General features: G+C 57.8%; 19 protein-coding genes. 2 read left to right on the top strand and 17 right to left on the bottom strand.

Annotated elements, in window-relative coordinates; translation table 11 throughout:
- Positions 1 to 31 precede the first annotated feature (31 nt).
- From ACYPYQ_RS06415 to ACYPYQ_RS06380, 8 genes are all read right to left on the bottom strand, one after another.
- Complete coding sequence (locus tag ACYPYQ_RS06415) at positions 32 to 1,156, bottom strand: deoxyguanosinetriphosphate triphosphohydrolase (protein ID WP_459721528.1); 1,125 nt, start codon at positions 1,154 to 1,156, stop codon at positions 32 to 34.
- Positions 1,149 to 2,231 carry a 3-dehydroquinate synthase gene (gene aroB / locus ACYPYQ_RS06410; RefSeq protein ID WP_459721525.1) on the bottom strand — a complete coding sequence of 361 codons (1,083 nt, stop codon included), beginning with the start codon at positions 2,229 to 2,231 and terminating at the stop codon, positions 1,149 to 1,151. The genes ACYPYQ_RS06415 and aroB overlap by 8 nt, the downstream gene beginning before the upstream one ends.
- Positions 2,231 to 2,749 (bottom strand): shikimate kinase, encoded by a 519-nt coding sequence (locus tag ACYPYQ_RS06405; protein ID WP_459722458.1) that lies wholly within the window; start codon positions 2,747 to 2,749, stop codon positions 2,231 to 2,233. Before ACYPYQ_RS06405 ends, aroB begins: the two co-directional genes overlap by 1 nt.
- Before the next feature lie 137 nt (positions 2,750 to 2,886).
- The gene (gene pilQ, locus ACYPYQ_RS06400; protein ID WP_459721523.1) at positions 2,887 to 4,950 is read right to left on the bottom strand and encodes a type IV pilus secretin PilQ; all 2,064 of its coding nucleotides are present in this window, start codon (positions 4,948 to 4,950) and stop codon (positions 2,887 to 2,889) included.
- A 13-nt stretch (positions 4,951 to 4,963) separates the two neighbouring features.
- Positions 4,964 to 5,476 (bottom strand): pilus assembly protein PilP, encoded by a 513-nt coding sequence (locus ACYPYQ_RS06395; RefSeq protein ID WP_459721520.1) that lies wholly within the window; start codon positions 5,474 to 5,476, stop codon positions 4,964 to 4,966.
- Complete coding sequence (locus ACYPYQ_RS06390) at positions 5,476 to 6,111, bottom strand: type IV pilus inner membrane component PilO (RefSeq protein ID WP_459721516.1); 636 nt, start codon at positions 6,109 to 6,111, stop codon at positions 5,476 to 5,478. Before ACYPYQ_RS06390 ends, ACYPYQ_RS06395 begins: the two co-directional genes overlap by 1 nt.
- Positions 6,112 to 6,114: 3 nt before the next feature.
- The gene (locus ACYPYQ_RS06385) at positions 6,115 to 6,696 is read right to left on the bottom strand and encodes a PilN domain-containing protein (protein WP_459721512.1); all 582 of its coding nucleotides are present in this window, start codon (positions 6,694 to 6,696) and stop codon (positions 6,115 to 6,117) included.
- A complete protein-coding gene (locus tag ACYPYQ_RS06380) occupies positions 6,693 to 7,793 on the bottom strand; it encodes a pilus assembly protein PilM (RefSeq protein WP_459721509.1) in 1,101 nt (366 codons plus the stop codon). Before ACYPYQ_RS06380 ends, ACYPYQ_RS06385 begins: the two co-directional genes overlap by 4 nt.
- Before the next feature lie 138 nt (positions 7,794 to 7,931).
- Between ACYPYQ_RS06380 and ACYPYQ_RS06375 the strand changes: the two genes are divergently transcribed.
- Both ACYPYQ_RS06375 and ACYPYQ_RS06370 read left to right on the top strand, forming a co-directional pair.
- A complete protein-coding gene (locus ACYPYQ_RS06375; RefSeq protein WP_459721506.1) occupies positions 7,932 to 10,244 on the top strand; it encodes a penicillin-binding protein 1A in 2,313 nt (770 codons plus the stop codon).
- A complete protein-coding gene (locus ACYPYQ_RS06370) occupies positions 10,244 to 10,837 on the top strand; it encodes a nucleotidyltransferase family protein (protein ID WP_459721503.1) in 594 nt (197 codons plus the stop codon). The genes ACYPYQ_RS06375 and ACYPYQ_RS06370 overlap by 1 nt, the downstream gene beginning before the upstream one ends.
- Here the strand turns inward: ACYPYQ_RS06370 and hemB are convergent.
- The 9 genes from hemB to ACYPYQ_RS06325 all read right to left on the bottom strand — a co-directional run bounded on the left by hemB (position 10,826) and on the right by ACYPYQ_RS06325 (position 20,853).
- Positions 10,826 to 11,833 carry a porphobilinogen synthase gene (gene hemB / locus ACYPYQ_RS06365; protein ID WP_459721500.1) on the bottom strand — a complete coding sequence of 336 codons (1,008 nt, stop codon included), beginning with the start codon at positions 11,831 to 11,833 and terminating at the stop codon, positions 10,826 to 10,828. The two genes, ACYPYQ_RS06370 and hemB, sit on opposite strands and share 12 nt — an antisense overlap.
- A 175-nt stretch (positions 11,834 to 12,008) precedes the next feature.
- Positions 12,009 to 12,602 carry a ribosome biogenesis GTP-binding protein YihA/YsxC gene (gene yihA, locus ACYPYQ_RS06360; protein WP_459721497.1) on the bottom strand — a complete coding sequence of 198 codons (594 nt, stop codon included), beginning with the start codon at positions 12,600 to 12,602 and terminating at the stop codon, positions 12,009 to 12,011.
- Positions 12,602 to 13,885 carry a glutamate-1-semialdehyde 2,1-aminomutase gene (gene hemL, locus ACYPYQ_RS06355; RefSeq protein WP_459721495.1) on the bottom strand — a complete coding sequence of 428 codons (1,284 nt, stop codon included), beginning with the start codon at positions 13,883 to 13,885 and terminating at the stop codon, positions 12,602 to 12,604. The genes yihA and hemL overlap by 1 nt, the downstream gene beginning before the upstream one ends.
- On the bottom strand, positions 13,882 to 14,496 hold the full coding sequence (thiE, locus tag ACYPYQ_RS06350) for a thiamine phosphate synthase (protein WP_459721492.1): 615 nt from the start codon (positions 14,494 to 14,496) through the stop codon (positions 13,882 to 13,884). Before thiE ends, hemL begins: the two co-directional genes overlap by 4 nt.
- 22 nt (positions 14,497 to 14,518) lie before the next feature.
- A complete protein-coding gene (gene thiD / locus ACYPYQ_RS06345; protein ID WP_459721489.1) occupies positions 14,519 to 15,355 on the bottom strand; it encodes a bifunctional hydroxymethylpyrimidine kinase/phosphomethylpyrimidine kinase in 837 nt (278 codons plus the stop codon).
- Between the two features lie 66 nt (positions 15,356 to 15,421).
- Positions 15,422 to 16,207: a 16S rRNA (adenine(1518)-N(6)/adenine(1519)-N(6))-dimethyltransferase RsmA gene (gene rsmA, locus ACYPYQ_RS06340; protein WP_459721486.1), complete on the bottom strand. Its 786-nt coding sequence runs from the start codon at positions 16,205 to 16,207 to the stop codon at positions 15,422 to 15,424.
- Between the two features lie 77 nt (positions 16,208 to 16,284).
- The gene (gene pdxA, locus ACYPYQ_RS06335) at positions 16,285 to 17,256 is read right to left on the bottom strand and encodes a 4-hydroxythreonine-4-phosphate dehydrogenase PdxA (protein WP_459721483.1); all 972 of its coding nucleotides are present in this window, start codon (positions 17,254 to 17,256) and stop codon (positions 16,285 to 16,287) included.
- 71 nt (positions 17,257 to 17,327) lie between these two features.
- Positions 17,328 to 18,620: a peptidylprolyl isomerase gene (locus ACYPYQ_RS06330; RefSeq protein ID WP_459721480.1), complete on the bottom strand. Its 1,293-nt coding sequence runs from the start codon at positions 18,618 to 18,620 to the stop codon at positions 17,328 to 17,330.
- Positions 18,621 to 18,642: 22 nt separating this feature from the next.
- Complete coding sequence (locus tag ACYPYQ_RS06325) at positions 18,643 to 20,853, bottom strand: LPS-assembly protein LptD (RefSeq protein ID WP_459721478.1); 2,211 nt, start codon at positions 20,851 to 20,853, stop codon at positions 18,643 to 18,645.
- Positions 20,854 to 20,888: the final 35 nt, after the last annotated feature.

Below are 20,888 nucleotides of genomic sequence, written 5' to 3'. Positions count from 1 at the left end.
AAACCGTAGGCAGTGGGCAACCGAGAACCGGTTAAATCTCTTCTATGGCGAAAATACGCCTGTGTTCGCGGATCGCATAGCGGTCGGTCATGCCAGCTATGTAGTCTGCCACGGTGCGTGGCAAGTGCTCCGCTTGCCGGCTGCCCGATTGTGGTGGCAGCAGGCGCGGATCTTCCATGAAAGCCTGAAACAGTTCGCGAATCACACGACGTGCCTTTGCACTCATGCGCATGACCCGGTAGTGGCGATACAGTTCGGTCCGCAGAAAGGACTTCAGTTCGTGGTTCGATTCGCGCATCTGCGGGCTGAATCCTGCCAGTGCCGGGGCGCTGCGCACCTCCTCGACCGAGCTCGGCGCGCTTTGGGCTATGTTGGCAAGTGTCTGGGCGATCATGTCAGTGACAAGCGTGTTGATCATCCGGCGGACTGTTTCGTGCACGACGCGACGCTCGGCCAACTGCGGCCACGACTGCCGCACCTGCTGCAAATGGGTGGCAAACAGCTCCACTTCCGCCAGTTGCTCCAGCGACAGCAATCCCGATCTCAAGCCGTCATCGACATCGTGATTGTTGTAGGCGATCTCGTCCGCCAGGTTGGCAACCTGCGCCTCAAGGCTGGGGCGCTGCCCGGTGAGGAATCGCTGCCCCACATCACCCATCCGCTCGGCATTCTCACGCGAGCAATGTTTCAATATACCCTCGCGTGTCTCAAAGCAGAGGTTGAGCCCATCGAACGCTGCGTACCGCTCTTCAAGAACATCCACCACACGTAGTGATTGCAGGTTGTGCTCGAATCCGCCGTATTCGGCCATACAATCATTGAGCTCGTCCTGGCCGGCATGCCCGAACGGCGTATGTCCCAGATCGTGTGCCAGCGAGATCGCCTCGACCAGATCCTCGTTCAGGCCCAGTTGGCGCGCGATGGATCTGCCGATCTGCGCCACTTCGATGCTATGCGTTAGGCGTGTCCGGAACAGGTCGCCCTCGTGATTGACGAAAACCTGCGTCTTGTATTCTAGCCTGCGGAACGCGCTGGAGTGGATGATGCGATCCCTGTCCCGCTGGAACTCGCTTCGTCCGGGAGGGCTCGACTCCGGCGTCCGTCGACCGCCCAGGCTCTCGGTCACAGCATAGGGAGCCAACTGCCGTTCAGCCACAGCATGCCTCAAGCGTTTCCTTCAGCAGAGACTCGGGCACATCGCCTGTCATGACTGCACCACCCAGCTTTTCCAGCAGAACGAATCTGATCTTGCCTGCCGCCACTTTCTTATCCAGTCCCATCAGTTCCAGGTATTTTTCAAACGGCATCATTGGTCCGCGCACCGGCAACCTTGCGCGCCGGAACAGTTCACCGATCCGTGCAACCTCAGCCGTCGTCAGCCAGCCCATCCGGCGGGAGAGCTCTGCCGCCATGATGGTGCCTGCGGCGACCGCCTCCCCGTGCAGCCATACACCGTATCCCATGCCATTCTCGATAGCATGGCCGAATGTATGCCCCAAGTTCAGCAATGCACGCTCGCCACTTTCGCGTTCGTCGTTGCCGACCACCTCTGCTTTGTTCTGGCAGCTGCGGGCGATCGCATATTGCAGCGCTTCGGTATCCCTTGCCAGAATCTTTTCCATGTTCTGCTCGAGCCACTCCAGAAACGGCAGGTCCCGTATCAGGCCATACTTGATCACTTCAGAAACACCTGCACTCAGCTCTCTGTCCGGCAGGGTATCCAGCGTGCTGGTATCAGCAAGTACCATTTTCGGCTGATAAAAAGCACCTATCATGTTCTTGCCAAGCGGGTGATTGATGCCGGTCTTGCCGCCCACCGATGAATCCACCTGTGCGAGGAGCGTGGTAGGTATCTGGATGAACGGAACCCCTCGCAAATATGACGCGGCAGCAAAGCCGACCATGTCGCCTATCACGCCCCCCCCCAACGCAATGAGTGTCGTACTCCGCTCACAGTGCGACCTCAGCAGGGAATCGTAGATGGTTTCCATCGACGCGGCATTTTTATATCTCTCGCCGTCCGGCAAGATGATGCTGTCACTGTGCACACCCACGCCCTGCAGGCTTGCGCGGAGCTGCTCCAGATATAAGGGAGCTACCGTCGTATTGCTGATGATGACGGCACGTTTGGTTGGCATATACGGCATGAACAACTCTCCAGTTGATAACAGGCCGTTGCCAATCAATATCGGGTAACTCCGTTCGGCCAAGCCGACGCTCAATGTTTGCATCACTGGATACTCTCTGTTGCCGGTTTGTCTGGGGCGCGATATTCGGCCAATCTTTCCTGAAGTCTGGATAGCAGAAGCTGCACGTTCTGTTTCCCGGTATGAATGACGATATCAGCTATGCTGTTGTACAGCGGGTCGCGCTTCTCATACAGCGCTTGCAGGGTCGCGCGCGGATCGGCAGTCTGCAGCAGGGGGCGATTCTGGTCGTGCCGTGTGCGATGCCACAGGTCATGCACACTGCTCTTCAGATACACGACTATGCCGCTCCTGCTCAACAATTCTCGATTCATCTGACTCAGAGGCGCACCGCCCCCGGTCGCAAGTACGATATTGTTTCTTTTGACAAGCTCTTCCAATGTGGCAGATTCGCGCAATCTGAAACCCTCCTCTCCTTCCACATCGAAGATGTGGGGGATGGTGACCCCGGTACGCCGTTGTATCTCCTCATCACAATCGACAAAGGATTTCTGGAGCTGCTTGGCCAACAGCTTTCCAACCGTCGTCTTGCCGGAGCCCATCAAGCCAATCAGAATGATATTGCCACTACTGGATTTGTAGGTGTTGGACGGTTCCATGCCGGAATTGTAGCGGAAATCATGCTCGTAATAACAAAAGCCCGGCTATGCCGGGCTTTTGTTTTTACTTAGATACTTCGCTAATTTGTTCCAAGCGTATCTTTAAGGATCTTCGGTGTGATGAACACCAGAAGTTCTTTCTTGCTCTTGACCACAGTATTCGTCTTGAACAGCCAGCCAAGCACCGGGATGTCCCCCAAACCCGGGACAGCAGAAGTGGAATCGGAATCGTCTTGCGTGTAAACCCCACCGATGACCACCGTCCCCCCATTATCGACGAGCACTTGTGTGTCGACTTTCTTTGTATTGATACTTGGTACGCCGGAGTAGATGTTACCCACCGTATCCTGACTTACGCTGATCTTCATGGTCACGCTATCCTCTGGCGTGATCTGGGGTGTCACGGTCAACCCCAACACTGCCTTTTTGAAGGCCACGTTCGTTGCACCGCTGCTGCTTGCCTGCAGATAGGGAACCTCGACACCGGATTCAATCGTTGCCGCGGTCTTGTCTCCCGTGACCACTCGCGGGCTGGCGATGTTCTTCGTTGTGCCATCGATGGCCGACGCATTCAATTCCAGCGTGAGCGTCTTTGTCGCTGCCGCATTGAACAGCGTCATGGTCAATCCACCCAATCCTGAAGCAGCACCGGGCAGGTTCAAACTGCCGCCAGAGATACTGCCCCTGCCCGCGTTGCCGACTGCGAAACCGCCACCTTGCGCTTGCGTTGGGCCGGTGTAACCCAGACGCCCGCCCAATGTATGGTTGAAGGACTCGCTTGCTTCCACAAATCGAGCTTCGATCAGCACTTGGCGAACCGGGACATCGATCAGCTTGATGAGCTTGCGCACCTCTTCAAGGCTGGAAGGCACGTCCTTGACGAACAGCAGATTGGTGCGCAGATCGAAGTTCGCGCTGCCGCGGCTCGACAGTATCTTTTGCTTGTCATTGGAGATCAATGTAACTACGTCCGACGCTTTCGCGTAGGCAAGTTCAAAGTTCTCCGTGCGCAACGGCTCCAATTCGGTGATCTCCTGACGCGCAGAGAATTCGATCTTCTCTTTGGCCGCGATCTCTTCACGTGGTGCCACTTGAATCACATTGCCGTTCTTGCGCATGTCCAATCCGCGACTTTGCAGGATGATCTCAAAAGCCTGATCCCACGGCACATCCTTCAAGCGCAGCGTCAAGCTGCCCGAGACCGTATCACTGATGACCATATTCAGTCCGGTAAAGTCCGCAATGACGCTCAACGCTTCGCGGGTCGAGATGTTCTGGAAATTCAACGTCAACTTTTCTCCGGAATATCCCGGAGCCGCCCCCTTCACCAACCTGTTCGGGTCTTCCGTGACAGCCTTGACTTCGACGATGAATTTGTTGTCTGTCTGATAAGCCGAGTATTCCCAAAGTCCCTTCGGTTCGATCGACAGGCGCGCGTTATTTCCCTGAACGAAAGCGTCGATCGTTTGAACCGGGGTGGCGAAATCTGAAACGTCCAGTTTCCGCTGCAGATTGCGCGGCAACACTGCGCGCTGGAAATCAACTATCAGCGCCCGCCCCTGCTGTTTGATATCTATACCGATATCCGCGTCGGACAAATCGATCTGAATTCGGCTTTCACCGTTCTTGCCCCTGCGGAAATCTATGTCTCTCAAGCTATGCTGCATGGCACTTGACGATGCATCAGCGAAATGGGCTGCAGGAACAGGCTCTGCGCCACCTCCCACGCCCCTCGGTTGCAAGGTGATCAATACATCGTTGCCGTCCACCCTGGTGTCATATCCGACCATTTGCGCAAGATTGATGACCAAACGCGTGCGATTCCCCGCTTGAACGATGTTGGCACTACGCAGATCCCCTTCGCCGAAGGTCTGCATGGAGGCCCCCATCCCATTTGTAGTATTGGGAAAATCGAAGGCGATGCGCGGCGGGGTGTTGATCGTAAAAGCAGCAGGTTGGGCTTTCGGCGGCGATTTTAGCGCCACTTTCACAACGAGCTTCCCGTTCTCATTGCTGGCACTGATTGCCTCTATGCTATTAGCCAACTCGGAACTTTCCAGAGCCTGGGCACTGAAGGAGCAAAGAGCAATTGCCATCGCAACCACTCGGATTATTTTGTTTGCCGACATATCAAGCAGTTTCATTTTTCACTCCTAATCATTCGATCAATTGCAGGCTACTTTCGCGCTCCGTCCAGTCACCGGCACTATCCTGAACCATTTCTTTGACCTGGAGTTCGGTCTCCGAGATCGATGTGATCTGACCAAAATTCAGACCTATGTAGTTTCCAACCCTGACCTGATGGATCTTCCCTTCCGACGAGCGGAGTACGGCATGTCCAACTCCCTTTTGGGACAGGTATCCGACCATCTTCAGACTCTCCAGCGGGTAATCTTCCAATTCTTCCTTGGGACGGTCGAAATCCGGCTGGTTAAGCCCTCCACGCCCCGCCCCGCCAGTTTTTGTCTTCCGCGGCTTGAATGGATCCGGCAGTGAAGTCGCGTTGTCATAAGCGAACGGCTCGTAGGGCTTGATGTCTGGCGGAGGGTCCACCTTGCCGCGCATATCAGCACCGGCGTTATTCACAAAATCCCTTAGATCCTGGAACTCTTCACCGCCACAACCGGCCAGCATCATGGCCATAAGCACTGATAGTAGTCGCGCATTCATTATTTTTTCCTCTTGGCGGCCAGCGCTGCCCTTTTCTGCGCCTCCAACTCCGCTTCATCCAGATAGCGATAGGTTTTAGCAGTGGACTCCATGCTCAGCATGCCACCCGCAATAGGCGCAATACGGATGTCGTTCAGCGTCACGATGCGTGGCAACTGGGATATGTCACTCGCGAAATTCCCCAAGTCATCGTAACTGCCGGTCACCTTCAAGGAAATCGGCTGCTCAGTGAATACGCCCGTCGCAACTTCTGGCCCAGGACGGAACAGTTCAAACTGCAAACCGCGCCCCAGACCCGCCTGGTTGATATCGGTCAGCAGGGCGTCCATCTCCGATTTGCTTGGCAATTGCTTCAGCAACGCCCCAAACGATTGCTGCGTATCGATCAACTGCTTCTTGATGATATCCAGATTGATCGCCTCCCTCTTCTTCGCGAGGAACGTTTCCTTAAGGCTTGCTTCTTCACCTTCTATACGCTTCAGGTTCTCGTACTGGTCTTGCCAGTCGAAGAAACCACCCGCGGCCACTACCAATAAGAACATGGCAGCGAAGGACGCGAGCTTGACCAGCCAAGGCCAGTTGCCGGGCTTCTTGGGATCTATGTTTTTAAACTCTTCAATGAAATTCATCGCCATCTTTTATCTTCCCTTGCCCGTACTGTCAGCGCCCGTGGAGTCCATCTGCTTGGTAAGATTGAAGTTCAGGGAGAATTCATTCAGGCGCGATCCGCCCACATTGGCCGCGTGTATCTCTACCAGTGCGGGCGAATCCAGCCATGGAGAGTCGTCTATCGCCCTCATCAGGGTAGAGACGCGGGCATTGGATTGCGCATAACCCACAAGACTGATTCTATAGCCAGATTGCTGGAGCGATTTCAGATGGACTCCTTCTGGCAGGATCCTCAGCATCTGATCCAGCAGATGAACCACGTCCGAACGCGTGGACTGCAAATTCTCGACCACATTCTTTCTGGCGAGAAGCGATTGCGTCTGCTGACGCAACTTCTTGATCTCGGCGATCTGCCTGTCCAATACGGCAGTTTCCTGTTGCAGGTATTCGTTCCTTCTTTCCTGGTAGGAGATCTGGGTCCCGATAGCCACATGCACCAGCCCGACCAGGAAAGCACCCAGCGCGACGGATATGACACTGAGTACGATGAATTGCAGTTGTTTTGCCCGCCGCTTTTCCGCTCGGTGGGGCAACAGATTGATTCTTATCATGATGGATCGAACCTCCGCATCGCCAAGCCGCACGCGATCATCAATGCCGGCGCATCAGTTTGCAGTTGTCGCGGCTTGATCCGAGAAGAAAGCGTCATCAGTTCGAACGGGTTTGCCACAAGCGCACTGACCTGTGTGCGGGTGGCTACCGCCTCATCCAGCCCCAACAATGCGGCACAACCGCCAGACAGCACTACATAGCTCACTTCATTGTACTGGGTCGAGGTAAAGAAGAACTGTAGTGCACGCGCCACTTCCATCGCCACATTCTCGCGGAACGGTGCCAGAACGTCGCTTTCATAGTTTTCCGGCAATCCGCCATTCCGTTTTGCCGCCTCCGCCTCCTCCGCCGTCAGACCGAACGCCGCCTGTATCTGCTGTGTAAGCTGATTGCCTCCAACCTGCTGGTCGCGCGTATAGACAGATTGCCCATTCCGCAGAACGTTCACGTTCATTACGCTGGCACCGATATCGACAACGGCGATGCACTGGTCTTCTGCACCACCCGGCAGCTGGGACCTGATCTGATTGAAAGCGGCCTCAGCTGCATAAGGCTCCACGTCCATAACGACCGCCTTCAATCCCGCAGTCTGTGCGGCAGCGACCCGGTCTTCGACGTTCGCTTTGCGCGAAGCCGCCAACAGGACTTCGATCTCTTCGGGGTTGTTAGGTGAAGGGCCGAGCACCTGGAAGTCCAGGTTCACTTCATCCAGCGCAAAGGGGATATATTGGTTCGCCTCGGATTCAACCTGATATTCCAGATCGTCCTCGCGCAATCCCGCCGGCAGCATGATCTTCTTGCTGATGACTGCGGCCGCCGGTAATGCAAGACTCACATTCCTGATACGTGTTCCCATGCGCTTCCATGCGCGCTGCAACGCCTCGGATACTGCTTCCAGATTATTTATGTTGCCATCACTCACAGCGTCCGAAGGCAACGGTTCTATCGCATACCTTTCCACGACGAATCCGTTCTTTTTGGGCGCCTCGCTCAGTTCCAGCATCTTGACTGCAGACGAACTGATGTCCACGCCTATCATCGGTGGCGTGGAGGTTTGCAGAAAATCTAACGGGATGTCGAAATTTCCTTTAATCATAGGATAGTTAGCGCACTTCCGTATAAACTGGTTTAAATCCTAGCAATAACTCCCAAGAGTGTAAAGTTTTTTCTATGTGCGTCCATCGCGCTCCCTGAACGATATAATCGGGGTCTAACTTAAATATTGATGGTAGTCATGACTTCACGCTGGTGGTTCTATCCTGCGGTAGGCATCCTGATGCTCCCGCTATTGCCTTTACTGCTCCTTCTGTTCGCAGCGATCCTCACCTATCCGACACTCCCGTCGCTTGAGGCACTCACTGACTACCGCCCGAAGATGCCATTGCGCATCTACAGCGCAGAGGGCGTTCTGATCGGTGAATTCGGCGAGGAACGACGCGAGCTTGTAAAGATCGATGAAGTTCCCGAGCGCATGAAGCTGGCCATTCTTGCCGCCGAAGATGATCGCTTCTATGAACACGGGGGCGTCGATTATGTCGGCGTCCTGCGCGCCGCATATTCCAATTTTGCTTCTGGTGGCGTCAAACAGGGGGCAAGCACCATCACCATGCAGGTGGCCCGCAACTTCTTTCTTTCCAAGGAGAAGACCCTCAGCCGCAAATTCAACGAGATGTTGCTTGCCTTCAAGATCGAACACAACCTCAGCAAAAGCGAGATCCTGGAGCTTTACATCAACCACATCTATCTGGGGCAACGGGCCTACGGTTTCGGTGCCGCAGCGCAGGCGTATTATTCAAAACCCATCGCAGAATTGAACACGGCCGAGATGGCCATGTTGGCTGGCTTGCCCAAAGCCCCGGGCGCCTATAATCCTGTCGTCAACCCCTCGCGCGCAAAGCTCCGGCAGGAATACATACTGCGGCGCATGCGTGACCTGGGCTACATCAGCGAAGAAGAATACACCGTAGCTTTGGCCGAGCCGATCCAAACCAAACAATCCGCCTATCATCAGGAATTCGCTGTCAACGCGAATTTCGTTTCCGAGCTGGTTCGCCAGGAGATGTATGAACGCTTCCAGGAGGATATCTACACCCAGGGTTACAGCGTCTATACCACCATACGAGCCAGGGATCAGGCTGCCGCTTATGCTTCTTTGCGGAAAGGCGTACTGGATTACGATCATCGACATGAATATCGCGGCCCGGAAGGCTTTGTCGACTTAAAGAAGAACAACACGGATGCGCTGCTTGATATAGCGCTACAGGATGTCTCCAGCAGCGACGAACTCATTCCGGCTGTTGTACTTTCCGTGAGCCGAAAAGGGCTTTCTGTGCGAGTGAAGGGCGGACTGACAGTCGAGATCCAGGGGGCCGGACTCCGTTTCGCCCAGCAACTGGTAAATGGGCGCTGGGTATTGCATCGCCGTATCAAACAAGGCGCGCTGATACGCATCAACAGGACGAGTGGCGATTCTTGGGAAATCACCCAGATTCCAGAAGCCGAGGCTGCCTTTGTTTCTGCCGATCCGCGCACCGGTGCCGTCTATGCGCTGGTCGGAGGATTCGACTTCAACCGCAAGCAATTCAATCATGTCACCCAAGCATGGCGGCAACCCGGCTCCAGTTTCAAGCCTTTCATCTATTCTGCCGCCCTTGAGAAGGGCTTTACTCCTGCCTCCGTCATCAATGACGCCCCACTCGTTGTCAATTTGTCGGATACGGGAGGTGAGCTGTGGGAGCCCAAGAATTATGAGGGCCGTTTTGAAGGCCCGATGCGCTTGCGGCAGGGGCTCATCAAATCCAAGAACCTGGTATCGATCCGCATCCTGCAGTCCATTGGACTCGATTATGCACAGGACTATGTCACCAAATTCGGTTTCGATCGTGAGAAGGTCGGCCCATATCTGACGATGGCGCTGGGGGCGGTGTCTGCCACCCCTTGGCAAATGCTGGGTGGCTATGCAGTCTTTGCCAACGGCGGCTACCGCGTCACACCCTATCTGATCCAGCGCATCGAGGACGGTCAAGGGAACCTCATCAGCCAGACCGTCCCGGTCGAGGCCGGCAAGGATGCCGAGCAGATCCTCGATATCCGCAACACCTTCACCATGGTCAATATGATGCAGGATGTCGTCAAGCACGGCACCGCGATACGCGCCATGGAACTTGGCCGGCATGATCTGGCCGGCAAGACCGGCACGACCAGCGAATCGATGGATGCCTGGTTCTGCGGATTCCATCCCACTCTGGTTGCCGTCACCTGGCTGGGTTATGACAACCCTCACAGCCTTGGTGAGAAAGAAACCGGCGGCGGTGCCGCCCTGCCGATCTGGATGGACTACATGGGAGAGATCCTGAAGGACACCCCGGAGATCGAATACACCGTCCCTCCCCACATGGTGGCGGCCCGCATCAATGATGAAGGCTTGCGCGATCCGGACGGTGCGCATGTAGAGTATTTCTATGAGGAGAACGTGCCGGCCGAGCGCGGAGTCAGCCTGCTGGAGATATTCAAACCAGCCGAATCTGGCACTGACCAGTTGTTCTGATGCGCAAGTCGCCGATACAGCATCGTGACCTGATGCGCATCCAGCTTGCGCATGAAGCAGCCAAACTGATGGCGGATGGCAGCATCACAGACCACGCTTTCGCCAAACGCAAAGCTGCCCGCCAACTCGGTGTCGCAGATTCACACCATCTTCCAAGCAATCTGGAAGTCGACCTGGCGTTGCAACAATATCGCGCGCTCTACCAGCATGCAGACCATCCGGACATCCTGCGCAATCTGCGCGAGGAAGCGCTGCACAACATGCAACGATTGTCGCAGTTCAAGCCTTACTTGACGGGGTCGGTGCTGAGCGGCACCGCAGGCGTGAATTCAGACATCAACCTGATGCTCTTTTCGGATGATGCCAAAGCCGTGCTGCTGTTTTTACTCAAGAACAAGATCGAATTCGAGAGCGGGGAATGGCGGGTACGGTTCAGTGGACACGAGGAGGCCGTCCCCAGTTACACATTGACTGCGGAGTCCGGGGTGCAGACCCACATCGTGGTGTTACCGGAAAGCGCACGCTTCAGTGGCAGCCGCCACCCCAAGACCCATGCAGACATCGCGGCAGTCGAAGCGTTGCTAACCGCCTGATTTCAGCCAGCGCGCCGCATCCAGGGCGAAGTAGGTCAGGATACCGTCTGCACCTGCGCGCTTGAAGGACAGCAAGGCTTCCAGCACACAAGCCTCCTCATTCAGCCAACCGTTCTGTGCCGCCGCTTTCAGCATCGCATATTCGCCGCTCACCTGATAGACAAAGGTCGGGGTCTTGTATTCGTCTTTCACACGACGCACGATGTCTAGATAGGGCATGCCGGGTTTGACCATCACCATGTCCGCCCCTTCCTGCAGATCGAGGCCGACTTCCCACAGCGCCTCGTCGGAATTCGCCGGATCCATCTGATAGGTATATTTATTGCCCTTGCCCAGATTGCCACTGGAACCCACCGCATCGCGGAACGGGCCGTAGAAACTGGAGGCATATTTGGCCGAGTAGGCCATGATGCGCGTGTAGATGTGCTTGTCCGCATCCAGCGCCGCACGTACTGCACCGATACGGCCGTCCATCATGTCGGATGGCGCGACGATGTCGGCACCCGCCGCTGCATGAGACTGCGCCTGCCGCGTCAACACCGCGATCGTCTCGTCGTTGAGCACATAGCCGCCATCGTCGATCAGACCATCCTGACCGTGACTGGTGTAGGGATCCAAGGCAATGTCGGTCATCACCCCCAAATCCGGGAAATTCTTCTTCAGCTCTGCCACTACACGCGGCACCAACCCGTCCGGGTTAAAGGCCTCTTCCGCACCCAGACTTTTCTTCGCGGCCTCGATCACCGGGAAGATAGCCATCACCGGTACGCCCAGCTTCACACATTGCTCTGCATCTTTAAGCAGCAAGTCCAAAGTCTTGCGCTGCACGCCCGGCATGGACTTCACATCCTCGGTTTTATTGCTGCCTTCCAGCACGAACACGGGATAGATGAAATCGGCCGGTGTAAGCACATGCTCTCGCATCATGTTCCGTGAAAATTGATCTCTGCGCATCCTGCGCATTCTGGATTGCGGGTACTGTCCGAGTATCTGCATAGCTATTCCCAAATTTTTTAGTCATGTAATGGAACTATTTTCGCATAGCCCCGTCTGAGCAAACGAGTAGCGAGAGCTGCTTCCCGTTTCTCCTCCCTGAGCGGGCGTCTTTACCCTGTAAAGACCTTCTGCCCCTGAATCTTTCCCCTTTGGTTCAGGGGCATTTTTTTGCCTGTCAGTCTTTCAGCCATCCGGCAATCACTGCTTCCGCTTCATCTGTACCGGTTTTCTTCAGGCTGGAGAAAAGCTGCACCGTACATTGCGGAAAGTGTTCAGCCAGGAATTCCTTCACTTCGCGCAGCGTCTTGGTCGCTTCCTGACGGCTCAGTTTATCCGACTTGGTCAGCAGGATATGGATCGGCTTCCCCGTCGGTGCGAACCAGTCCAGCATCCCTTGGTCACGTTCCGTCAGCGGATGACGCGAGTCCATGATCACTACCAGCCCGGCCAGTTCCGAGCGTGTTTGCAAGTACTGACCCAGCAGGTGTTCCCAATGCGCCTGGATATCCGGCGGTACTTTGGCATAGCCGTATCCGGGCAGGTCGACCAGGAACCGGTTGTCCCCAAGGTCGAAATAATTGAGGTGCTGGGTACGCCCGGGCGTCTTGCTGGTAAAGGCCAGACGTACATGGTTGGCCAGCGTGTTGATTGCGCTGGACTTGCCCGCATTGGAACGCCCGACGAACGCGACTTCCTTGCCGCCATGCAGCGGCAGATCTTTCATGTGATTGACGGTGGTGTAAAACACCGCACGGGAGAAGAGTCCCATTATTTCCAGGCCGCAAAGACTCTGTCAGCGGCAGCGATGGTGGCCGCGATATCGGCATCGCTATGCGCTGCCGAGACGAAGCCCGCCTCGAACGCGGACGGCGCAAGGTACACGCCCTCGTCCAGCATCGCGTGGAAGAATCGGTTGAACGCCGCCTTGTCGCTGGCCATCACCTCAGCATACGAGGTCGGCGCCTTGGCGCTGAAATACAGGCCGAACATGCTGCCGATGGATTGCGCGCTGAACGGGATGCCGTGCTTCTTCGCACTCGCCGCGATGCCTTCGGTCATGTCCTTCGCGATTTTCGTCAGTCGCTCGTAGAAGCCGGGCGCCTGCACCAGCTTGAGCGTGGTCAGGCCCGCGGCCACCGCCACCGGATTGCCGGACAGTGTGCCGGCCTGGTACACCGCGCCCAGCGGAGCGAGGCATTGCATGATGTCGCGGCGACCGCCGAACGCGGCAGCGGGCAGACCGCCGCCCATCACCTTGCCCAGCGTGATCAGATCGGGCTTGATGCCGTAGTGGCCGTGCGCGCCCTGCAGGCCGACGCGGAAGCCGGACATCACCTCGTCCAGGATCAGCACCGCGCCGTGCTTGGTGCAGAGGTTGCGCATCGCGTCGAGGAACTCGCGCTTCGGCAGGATCAGGTTCATGTTGCCCGCGACCGGCTCGACGATCACGCAGGCGATCTCCTTGCCGATCTCGGCGAAGGTCTTCTCCAGACCCGCCACGTCGTTGTAATCCAGCACCGTGGTCAGGCCCGCGATCTCGGCCGGCACGCCGGAAGAGCTCGGCTGGCCGAAGGTCAGCGCGCCGGAACCGGCCTTGACCAGCAGACCGTCGGAATGACCGTGATAGCAGCCTTCGAACTTGATGATGCGCGAACGACCGGTGAAACCGCGCGCCAAGCGGATGGCGGTCATGGTCGCTTCGGTGCCGGAGCTGACCAGACGCACCATCTCCAGCGACGGCAGGATCCTGCACAGCGTCTCGGCGATCTCCAGCTCCGCCGCGGTCGGCGCGCCGAAGCCCAGCCCCTCTGCGGCTGCGGCCTGCACAGCCTTCACCACTTCGGGATGACAATGGCCGACGATCATCGGGCCCCAGGAATTCACATAGTCGATGTAGCGCTTGTCGTCCGCATCCCACACATAAGCGCCCTGGCCACGCTTGAAGAACAGCGGTGTGCCGCCGACCGACTTGAATGCGCGCACCGGCGAGTTCACGCCGCCGGGGATGAGTTTCTGAGATTGGTCGAAGAGTTCCTGATTGTGCGATGTCATGCTGTTCTGCCTTGCCTGAATAGATTGGAAAATTCTCTTGCCGCCAGTTCGATGTCCGGCGCATTCCATAACGCCGAGATCACTGCCAGCGCGTCCGCGCCTGCAGCGACCAGCTGCCTGCCGTTCACTATCGTGATGCCGCCGATCGCGACTATCGGCACTTGCAATTCGCGCCGCGCGCTCTCCAGCAGTGATAACTCGGCGACGACCGCCCCCGGTTTCACACTCGATGGAAAGAACGCACCGAACGCCACATAGTCCGCACCTTGCCGCACCGCGTCGACCGCCAACGGCGCGCGATTATAGCAAGAGGCACCGATTAGTCCGTCGCTCCCGAGGACCGCCCGTGCAGCAGCGATATCGCCATCCTCGGCCCCGAGATGCACGCCGTCGGCGGTTACCCGGGAAGCCAGCTGCACATCGTCGTTGACGATGAAGATCGCTCCGAATCCACGCGTCATATCGCGCAAAGCTGCTGCCTGTTCCCGCCGCAGAACTCCATCAGCCAGCTTGTTTCGGTATTGCAGGATGCTCGCACCACCACGTAAAGCCCGTTCCACCTGCTGCAACAACCTGGCAGTATCAGGTTCATCCGGCGTGATGGCATACAAGCCCTGGAATGCGTCCCGCCTCTTAATGTCGCGTCTCCTCGCCTGCCTCATCCTCGTCGCGCGCCCAGAACAGACGGTCCGGGATGTGCTGCCCCATGCCGGGACGGAAGCCGTATTTCAGTGCCTCCCATGTGTATTCCTGCGCCTCGCGCACGGCATCTTCCATGCTCAAACCATTGGCGAGCAAGGCGGCGATCGCCGAGGCGAGCGTGCAACCTGAACCATGGTAGATGCCTGGCAGGCGCGGCCAGTCATCGCTGCGCAATTGTCCTCGCTCGCCGTACAGGGTGTTCACCACCTTGGGCGTATGCTCGTGCGTACCGGTGATCAGCACATATTCGCAGCCCATGCCCAAGATGCGTTTTGCGCATTCGGACAGACTTGGATCATCGGATTCATTCTCCTCGTCCATCACCAGGCGGCGTGCTTCCATGCTGTTGGGCGTGAGGATGGTCGTCTGCGGCAACAGAAGTTCGCGCAGCGCATCCAGCATGTCCTCATTGGCCAGCTCGTCGCCGCGTCCTGAGGCCAGCACCGGATCGAACACCAGCGGGATGTCGGGATAATCGGAGATGACTTCGGCGATGGCCGCGATGTTGTCGACACTGCCCAGCAGACCTATCTTGAACGCCGCGACCGGCATGTCCTCCAGCAGCGTGCGTGCCTGGTCGACCACCAGATCGGCGTCCACTGGCTGGATATCCTCCACACCGCTGGTGTCCTGCACCGTGATGCCGGTGATTACCGACAAAGGATGGCAGCCCATGCTGGCGATGGTCAGGATATCGGCCTGCATCCCCGCGCCGGAGCTGGGATCGCTGGCCGCGAAGGTCAATACGATAGGTGGAATGTCGGACATGATGAAGCGACGTCTGCCGGTGATGAATGAGGTGCGATTCTACCCGAAAGCCAGCCGTTCAGCGGCTCAAGGGCAATGGACGGCGCGAGCGCTGATGGAATTGGCGATGCGCGTATATTCCGCCACCCCCAGGTTCTCGGCACGCAACTGCGGGTTGATATCCAGACGGGCGAAATCGCTTTCGGCAAGATAGTCGCGGAGCGTGTTGCGCAGCGTCTTGCGGCGCTGCCCGAAGGCGGCAGTCACGATCTTGCCATACAGCTTCTCATCCGCCACCTCTAGCTTGCCCTTCGGCAGAGGGATCATGCGCACGATGGCAGAATCGACCTTGGGCGCGGGCCGGAAGGATTGCGGCGGGACGTCGAGCAGTTTCTCCATGTAGAAGCGGTATTGCAGCATCACCGACAGGCGCCCATAGGCAGCGGTGGAGGGTTCGGCCACCATGCGCTCGACCACTTCGTTCTGCAGCATGAAGTGCATGTCGGTGATGCGCTCGGCATATTCCGCGAAGTGGAACAGCAGCGGCGAGGAGATGTTGTAGGGCAGGTTGCCGACGATGCGCAGCGGCGTGCCAAGCGTGGCGAAATCGAACTTCAGCGCGTCACCTTCGTGGATGACGATCCTGTCCTGCGGATAGTCAGTCTTGAGGCGGGCGATGATGTCGCGGTCGATCTCGACCACATGCAACTTGTCGAGCGTCTTGAGCAGCGGGCGCGTGAGTGCACCCAGGCCTGGACCGATCTCCACCATGTTGTCGTCCGGCATCGGGCGGATGCAACGGACGATGTCGGCGATGATGTTCTGGTCGACGAGGAAGTTCTGGCCGAAACGCTTTTTCGCTTCATGACTCATTTCAATAAATCCAAAAAGCGTTTCTGAGAAGACTCATACGCGCAGCGTGTGATGTCGGAACCAAAGCTTCATCAATGTTATGTCCGTTCATGCTGCACCATCTCCTCTGCCACCTTGATGGCTTCCAGCAAGCTACCGACATTGGCCTTGCCCGTGCCCGCCAGTTCCAGCGCCGTGCCGTGGTCGACCGAGGTGCGGATGATGGGCATCCCCAAAGTGACGTTCACGCCCTCGCCAAAACTGGCGTGCTTGAGCACGGGTAACCCTTGGTCGTGATACATCGCGAGCACGGCGTCACATTCCTTCAGGCGGTGCTCCGCAAACAGTGTATCGGCGGGCAGTGGCGGTGAGACGTCGAAGCCTTCCGCGCGCAGCTTGTCCAACACCGGGATCATCACCTCGATCTCCTCGCGCCCGAGATGACCGCCCTCACCCGCATGCGGGTTGAGTCCGGCGACGAGGATGCGCGGGCGGGGCAAGCCGAAGCGGCGTTGCAGGTCGCGCTGCAGGATGCGCAGTATGTCTTCCAGCAGCGGCCGCGTGATGGCGTCAGCGACTTGGCGCAACGGCAGGTGTGTGGTCGCCAGTGCGACGCGCATGCCGCCGCCCGCCAGCATCATCACCACCAGAGGGGTGTGGGTAACCTCGGCGAGGAATTCGGTGTGGCCGGTGAAGGGGATACCGGCGTCGTTGATGACGCCCTTGTGCACCGGGGCGGTCACCATGCCCGCGAATTCTCCGGACAGGCAACCCTGTGCCGCACGGCGCAACATCTCCAGCACATAGCCTGCATTGGCGACATCGAGCCGACCTGCATGCACCGGGCTGTGCAACGGCACATGCAGGATGTTCAGCCCATCCTGCCGCAAGGGCTGGCCCGGCCGATAGTCATGCAAGTGCACGGAAAGACCGAGTTGTGCAGCGCGCTGCCGTAGCAACTCCCGGTCGGCGATCACCACCAGCGACTGGGCTCCCTGTGTGAGTTGCAGACACAGGTCCGGCCCGATCCCCGCCGGCTCGCCACTGGTGACGATAAGGGGTGCGCCCACCTACCCTCTCCTCAATCCTCTCCCGCTTGCGGGAGAGGAAGCAAAAGATAGCGCTATGCGCTGAATACGCATCACTCGCGATATTCGATGAAGGCGCGGTCGCGCAACTGGCGCAGCCAATCCTGATAGGCGTCTTCGGATTTGTATGTGCGGATAGCCTGACGTGCCTGCTGTTTCTTCTGCTCGGCACTGATGTCAGTGTCCCTGCGCGCCAGCACCTGGATCAGGTGCCAGCCGAAACCGGACTGCACCAGACCGCTGACCTGCCCGATTTTGAGCGCATCCATCGCCTGTTCGAATTGCGGCACGGTCTCGCCGGGCGATATCCAGCTCAGGTCGCCGCCCTGCGCGGCGCTGCCATCCTCGGAATACAGGCGCGCCTGCTCGGCGAAATCCGCCCCCTTGTCGATGCGGCGCTTGATCTCCTGCAAGCGCGCCTTGGCTTCGCTCTCCGGCACCAGTTCGCTGGTCTTGATCAGGATATGGCGCGCATGTGTCTGGGTGATGAACACCGGCGTATCCGAACTGCGACGCTCCAGTAGCTTGATGATGTGGAAACCGGAGGGGCTGCGCAACAAGGGGCTCAGCTCGCCTGCCTTCATGTCCGCCAAAGGCTCGCTGAACAATGCCGGCAACTGGTTGGCCGGGCGCCAGCCTAGCTCGCCCCCTTGCAAGGCATCCCTGGCATCCGAATAGCCCGCAGCCACTTGCGAGAAGGGCGCACCGCCCTGAAGTTTGGCGAGCGCTTCCTCTGCCTTGCGCTGGTAGTTGCGGATGCTCGCAGCGGTCGCCTGTTCCGGCACCACGACCAGTATGTGAGCCAGCTTCAGCTCTTCCCCTTTGTTGCCCTGCGTCGCTTGCGTGGCGAGGAACGCCTCGATGTCGGCTTCACTGATCACCAGTTTGCTGTCCACCTCGCGCTCGCGCAGACGGCCGGTGAGCATCTCGCCGCGTATCTCTTCGCGGAACTTGGCGAAATCCACCCCGTCCTTTTCCAGCTTGGCGCGGAAAGCAGGTAGTGAAGGGAATTTGTTCTGCATGGCGATGCGCTGCAGCGCGCCTTCAAGCTGGACATCGTCCACCTGCACGCCCGTCTCCCTGGCGAACTGCATCTGCAACTTCTCCATGATCATGCGCTCCAGGACCTGCTTCTCGAGGATGGCCGTGTCCGGCAGTCGTGTGCCTTGTCGCTGTAACTGGCTGATGACTAACCGCATGCGCTCATCGAGCTCCAGACGCGTGATCACTTCTTCATTCACGACGACTCGAATGTCATCGATGGGTCTGGCGCTCTTGGCCACATCAGCTGCGGCTGCGGGGCCCGCAAGCAGCAGCAGTGCAAGCGCGATTCGTATCTTCAGCATATGTTTCTTTCGCAATAGGGGATCAATGCAAGCCTTGTTCCGGCTTGTCGGCGGGTAGTTCGTTCAGCTTGATGTAGCCGGGAACGCTGATGCGCAGCGCCTCCAGCGGGTCAGCACCGACGCGTATCAAGTCACTCAATTCGAGCTGCGTGAATATGCCTGTCGCACGCTCATTGGTGGCTGTCGCAAAACTCTGCACCACCACTCTTACCGACCAGCACGCAGCATTATACTCAAGCCCGCCCAGCGCCTCCAGAAGACGGTCATCGCGCAAAGAATAGTTGATTCGTCCAACGCCATGCCAGCGGCCGAACAAGGGCCACTGGCCAGAAAGGTCCATCTGGCGCAATGAATCACGGGCATAGCGATAGCCAAGGTTCAACAGTTTTCCCGTCTCGGGATTGTAGCGAGCAGCAGCACTATAGTTTTGTGTATAGCTCTGGTTCGGATTGAACTGCAACTGGCTGTCCAGATACCAGGCTCGTGTCATCGTGCCTCCGAGCATCAGCAGGATATCGGAGCGGCTATTGGTATCAGCACTGGCACCAAGATTCACTTGCGGCGTCTGAAATGTGAAGCGCTCCGCTATCGCCACGCGCAAGCGTTCAGTCCCGTCATCCCCGTCGATCACGCGCGAGGTCAGCGCCAGTGTCATCATGTCCGCGTCGCCCACACGGTCGCTGCCGAGGAAGCGGTTCTCGGTGAATATCTGACTGAAGCTGAAAGGCGCCAGCGCCGAATCGAAATTGGGCAGGAAGGACTGGTCGCGATAGGGGATGCGGACATAGTAGGCGCGCGGCTCCAGCGTCTGCATGTAATCATTGCCCAGGAACGAGTCGTTGCGCTCGAAGATCAGCCCGCCATCCACACTGAACATCGGCACAGTGCGCTGAGTGTTCGGGATACCGGATAGGTTGTTGGCATCCAGCGCATAGCTGGTGTAATGCAGCGCCAGCTTCGGTGTCAGAAAATATCCGGGTTCGTTCAATAACGGGTAGCTGATTGACGGATTTATCACCAAGCGCTGCCCACTCACCCAGGAAGGATGGCGATAGTCCACGTATTCACTGCTGAGACTCACGGTACTGTCCGCAAACTGTCGGCTCGTGCTCAGTGTCAATTGCGGCTGGCGGCGATAAGGGATCGCCACCGGCGCCAGCGGGTCCTGCAAAGTCTGGTAGCGCTGCACTCTGGCCGATGCGTTCCAGCCGTATCCTGCATATGACACGACGCCCTCGCGCAGCAGGTTGGCTTGTGACGTTCCGCTGAGGGCCCCTGCCAGATCGCGGTAATAGGCATCGTCCGAAACCACGTTCGCATCCACCGCAGCAGAGAAACCGCTGCCGAGATCGTGCCGATGTTTGATCCCGAAGTGGGATCGGTCAAGCCCACTCACACGGTCCCCGGCCAACACATCGGCATTGATCTCACCGCTGTATCGCGGCTGAAGATAGCGCATTTCATTGTTGAACTGCGTCCCGCGCTTGCTGATGTGGCGCGGCGAGAACGTCACGTCCAGATTGGGCGCGATGTCCCAAAAATAGGGCAGCGTGATCTCGCTGCCGCCGGAGTTGGTACTACCGAAGACAGGCCCCAGGAAGCCCGACCGCTTGTCGTCGTTCAGCGCGAAATCCATCCACGGCGTGTAAAGGAAGGGCACGCTCTTGAACTCGACCCTGGCGTTGTAGGCGACGCCAACCTGTCTGTCGCGGTCGAGTTCCAGCGTGCTCATGCGAATCAGCCAGTCATCATTCCCGGCCGGACAGGTCGTATAGACAGCGGAACGGAAGGTTTGACGCTGACGTCCTTCCAGATTCATCACTGCCGCAGTACCACGCGCATTATTCTCGCCGATGATGAACTCCGGCTGCGCCATCTCGCCGACATCGAGGTCCAGGTTCATCTTCAGCCGGGGGCCGTTCACCACAGTCTCGCCCTGCATGATGCTCACGTTCCCGTCCGCGTACACATCCTGCTTTTCCTGTTCGTAGAGCAAGTGGTCGGCTTTTACCACACGGCCATCCTGGCGTAGTTCCACCTTGCCGCTGGCCTCCAGCTGGTCTCCCTGTCGCGCCTCCAGACTGTCCGCGCTGATGAAAGCCACCCCCGGCTCCGACTGGGCGGGCAGACGCTTGAAAGTACGGTCCAGCTTGAGCGGCAAGGTCTCGGCGACCGCCAGACAGGGCAAGGCGAACAACAGGGAAAGTGCGTACAGGCGCGAACGGAAAAGCATGGGCGGGTCGGTCAAATTAAGGTGCTAAAATCGCA

The organism is Sideroxyarcus sp. TK5 (assembly GCF_054601595.1).
Note: the sequence above shows the minus strand (reverse complement) of the source record. Positions and strands in the feature narration are given on the sequence as shown.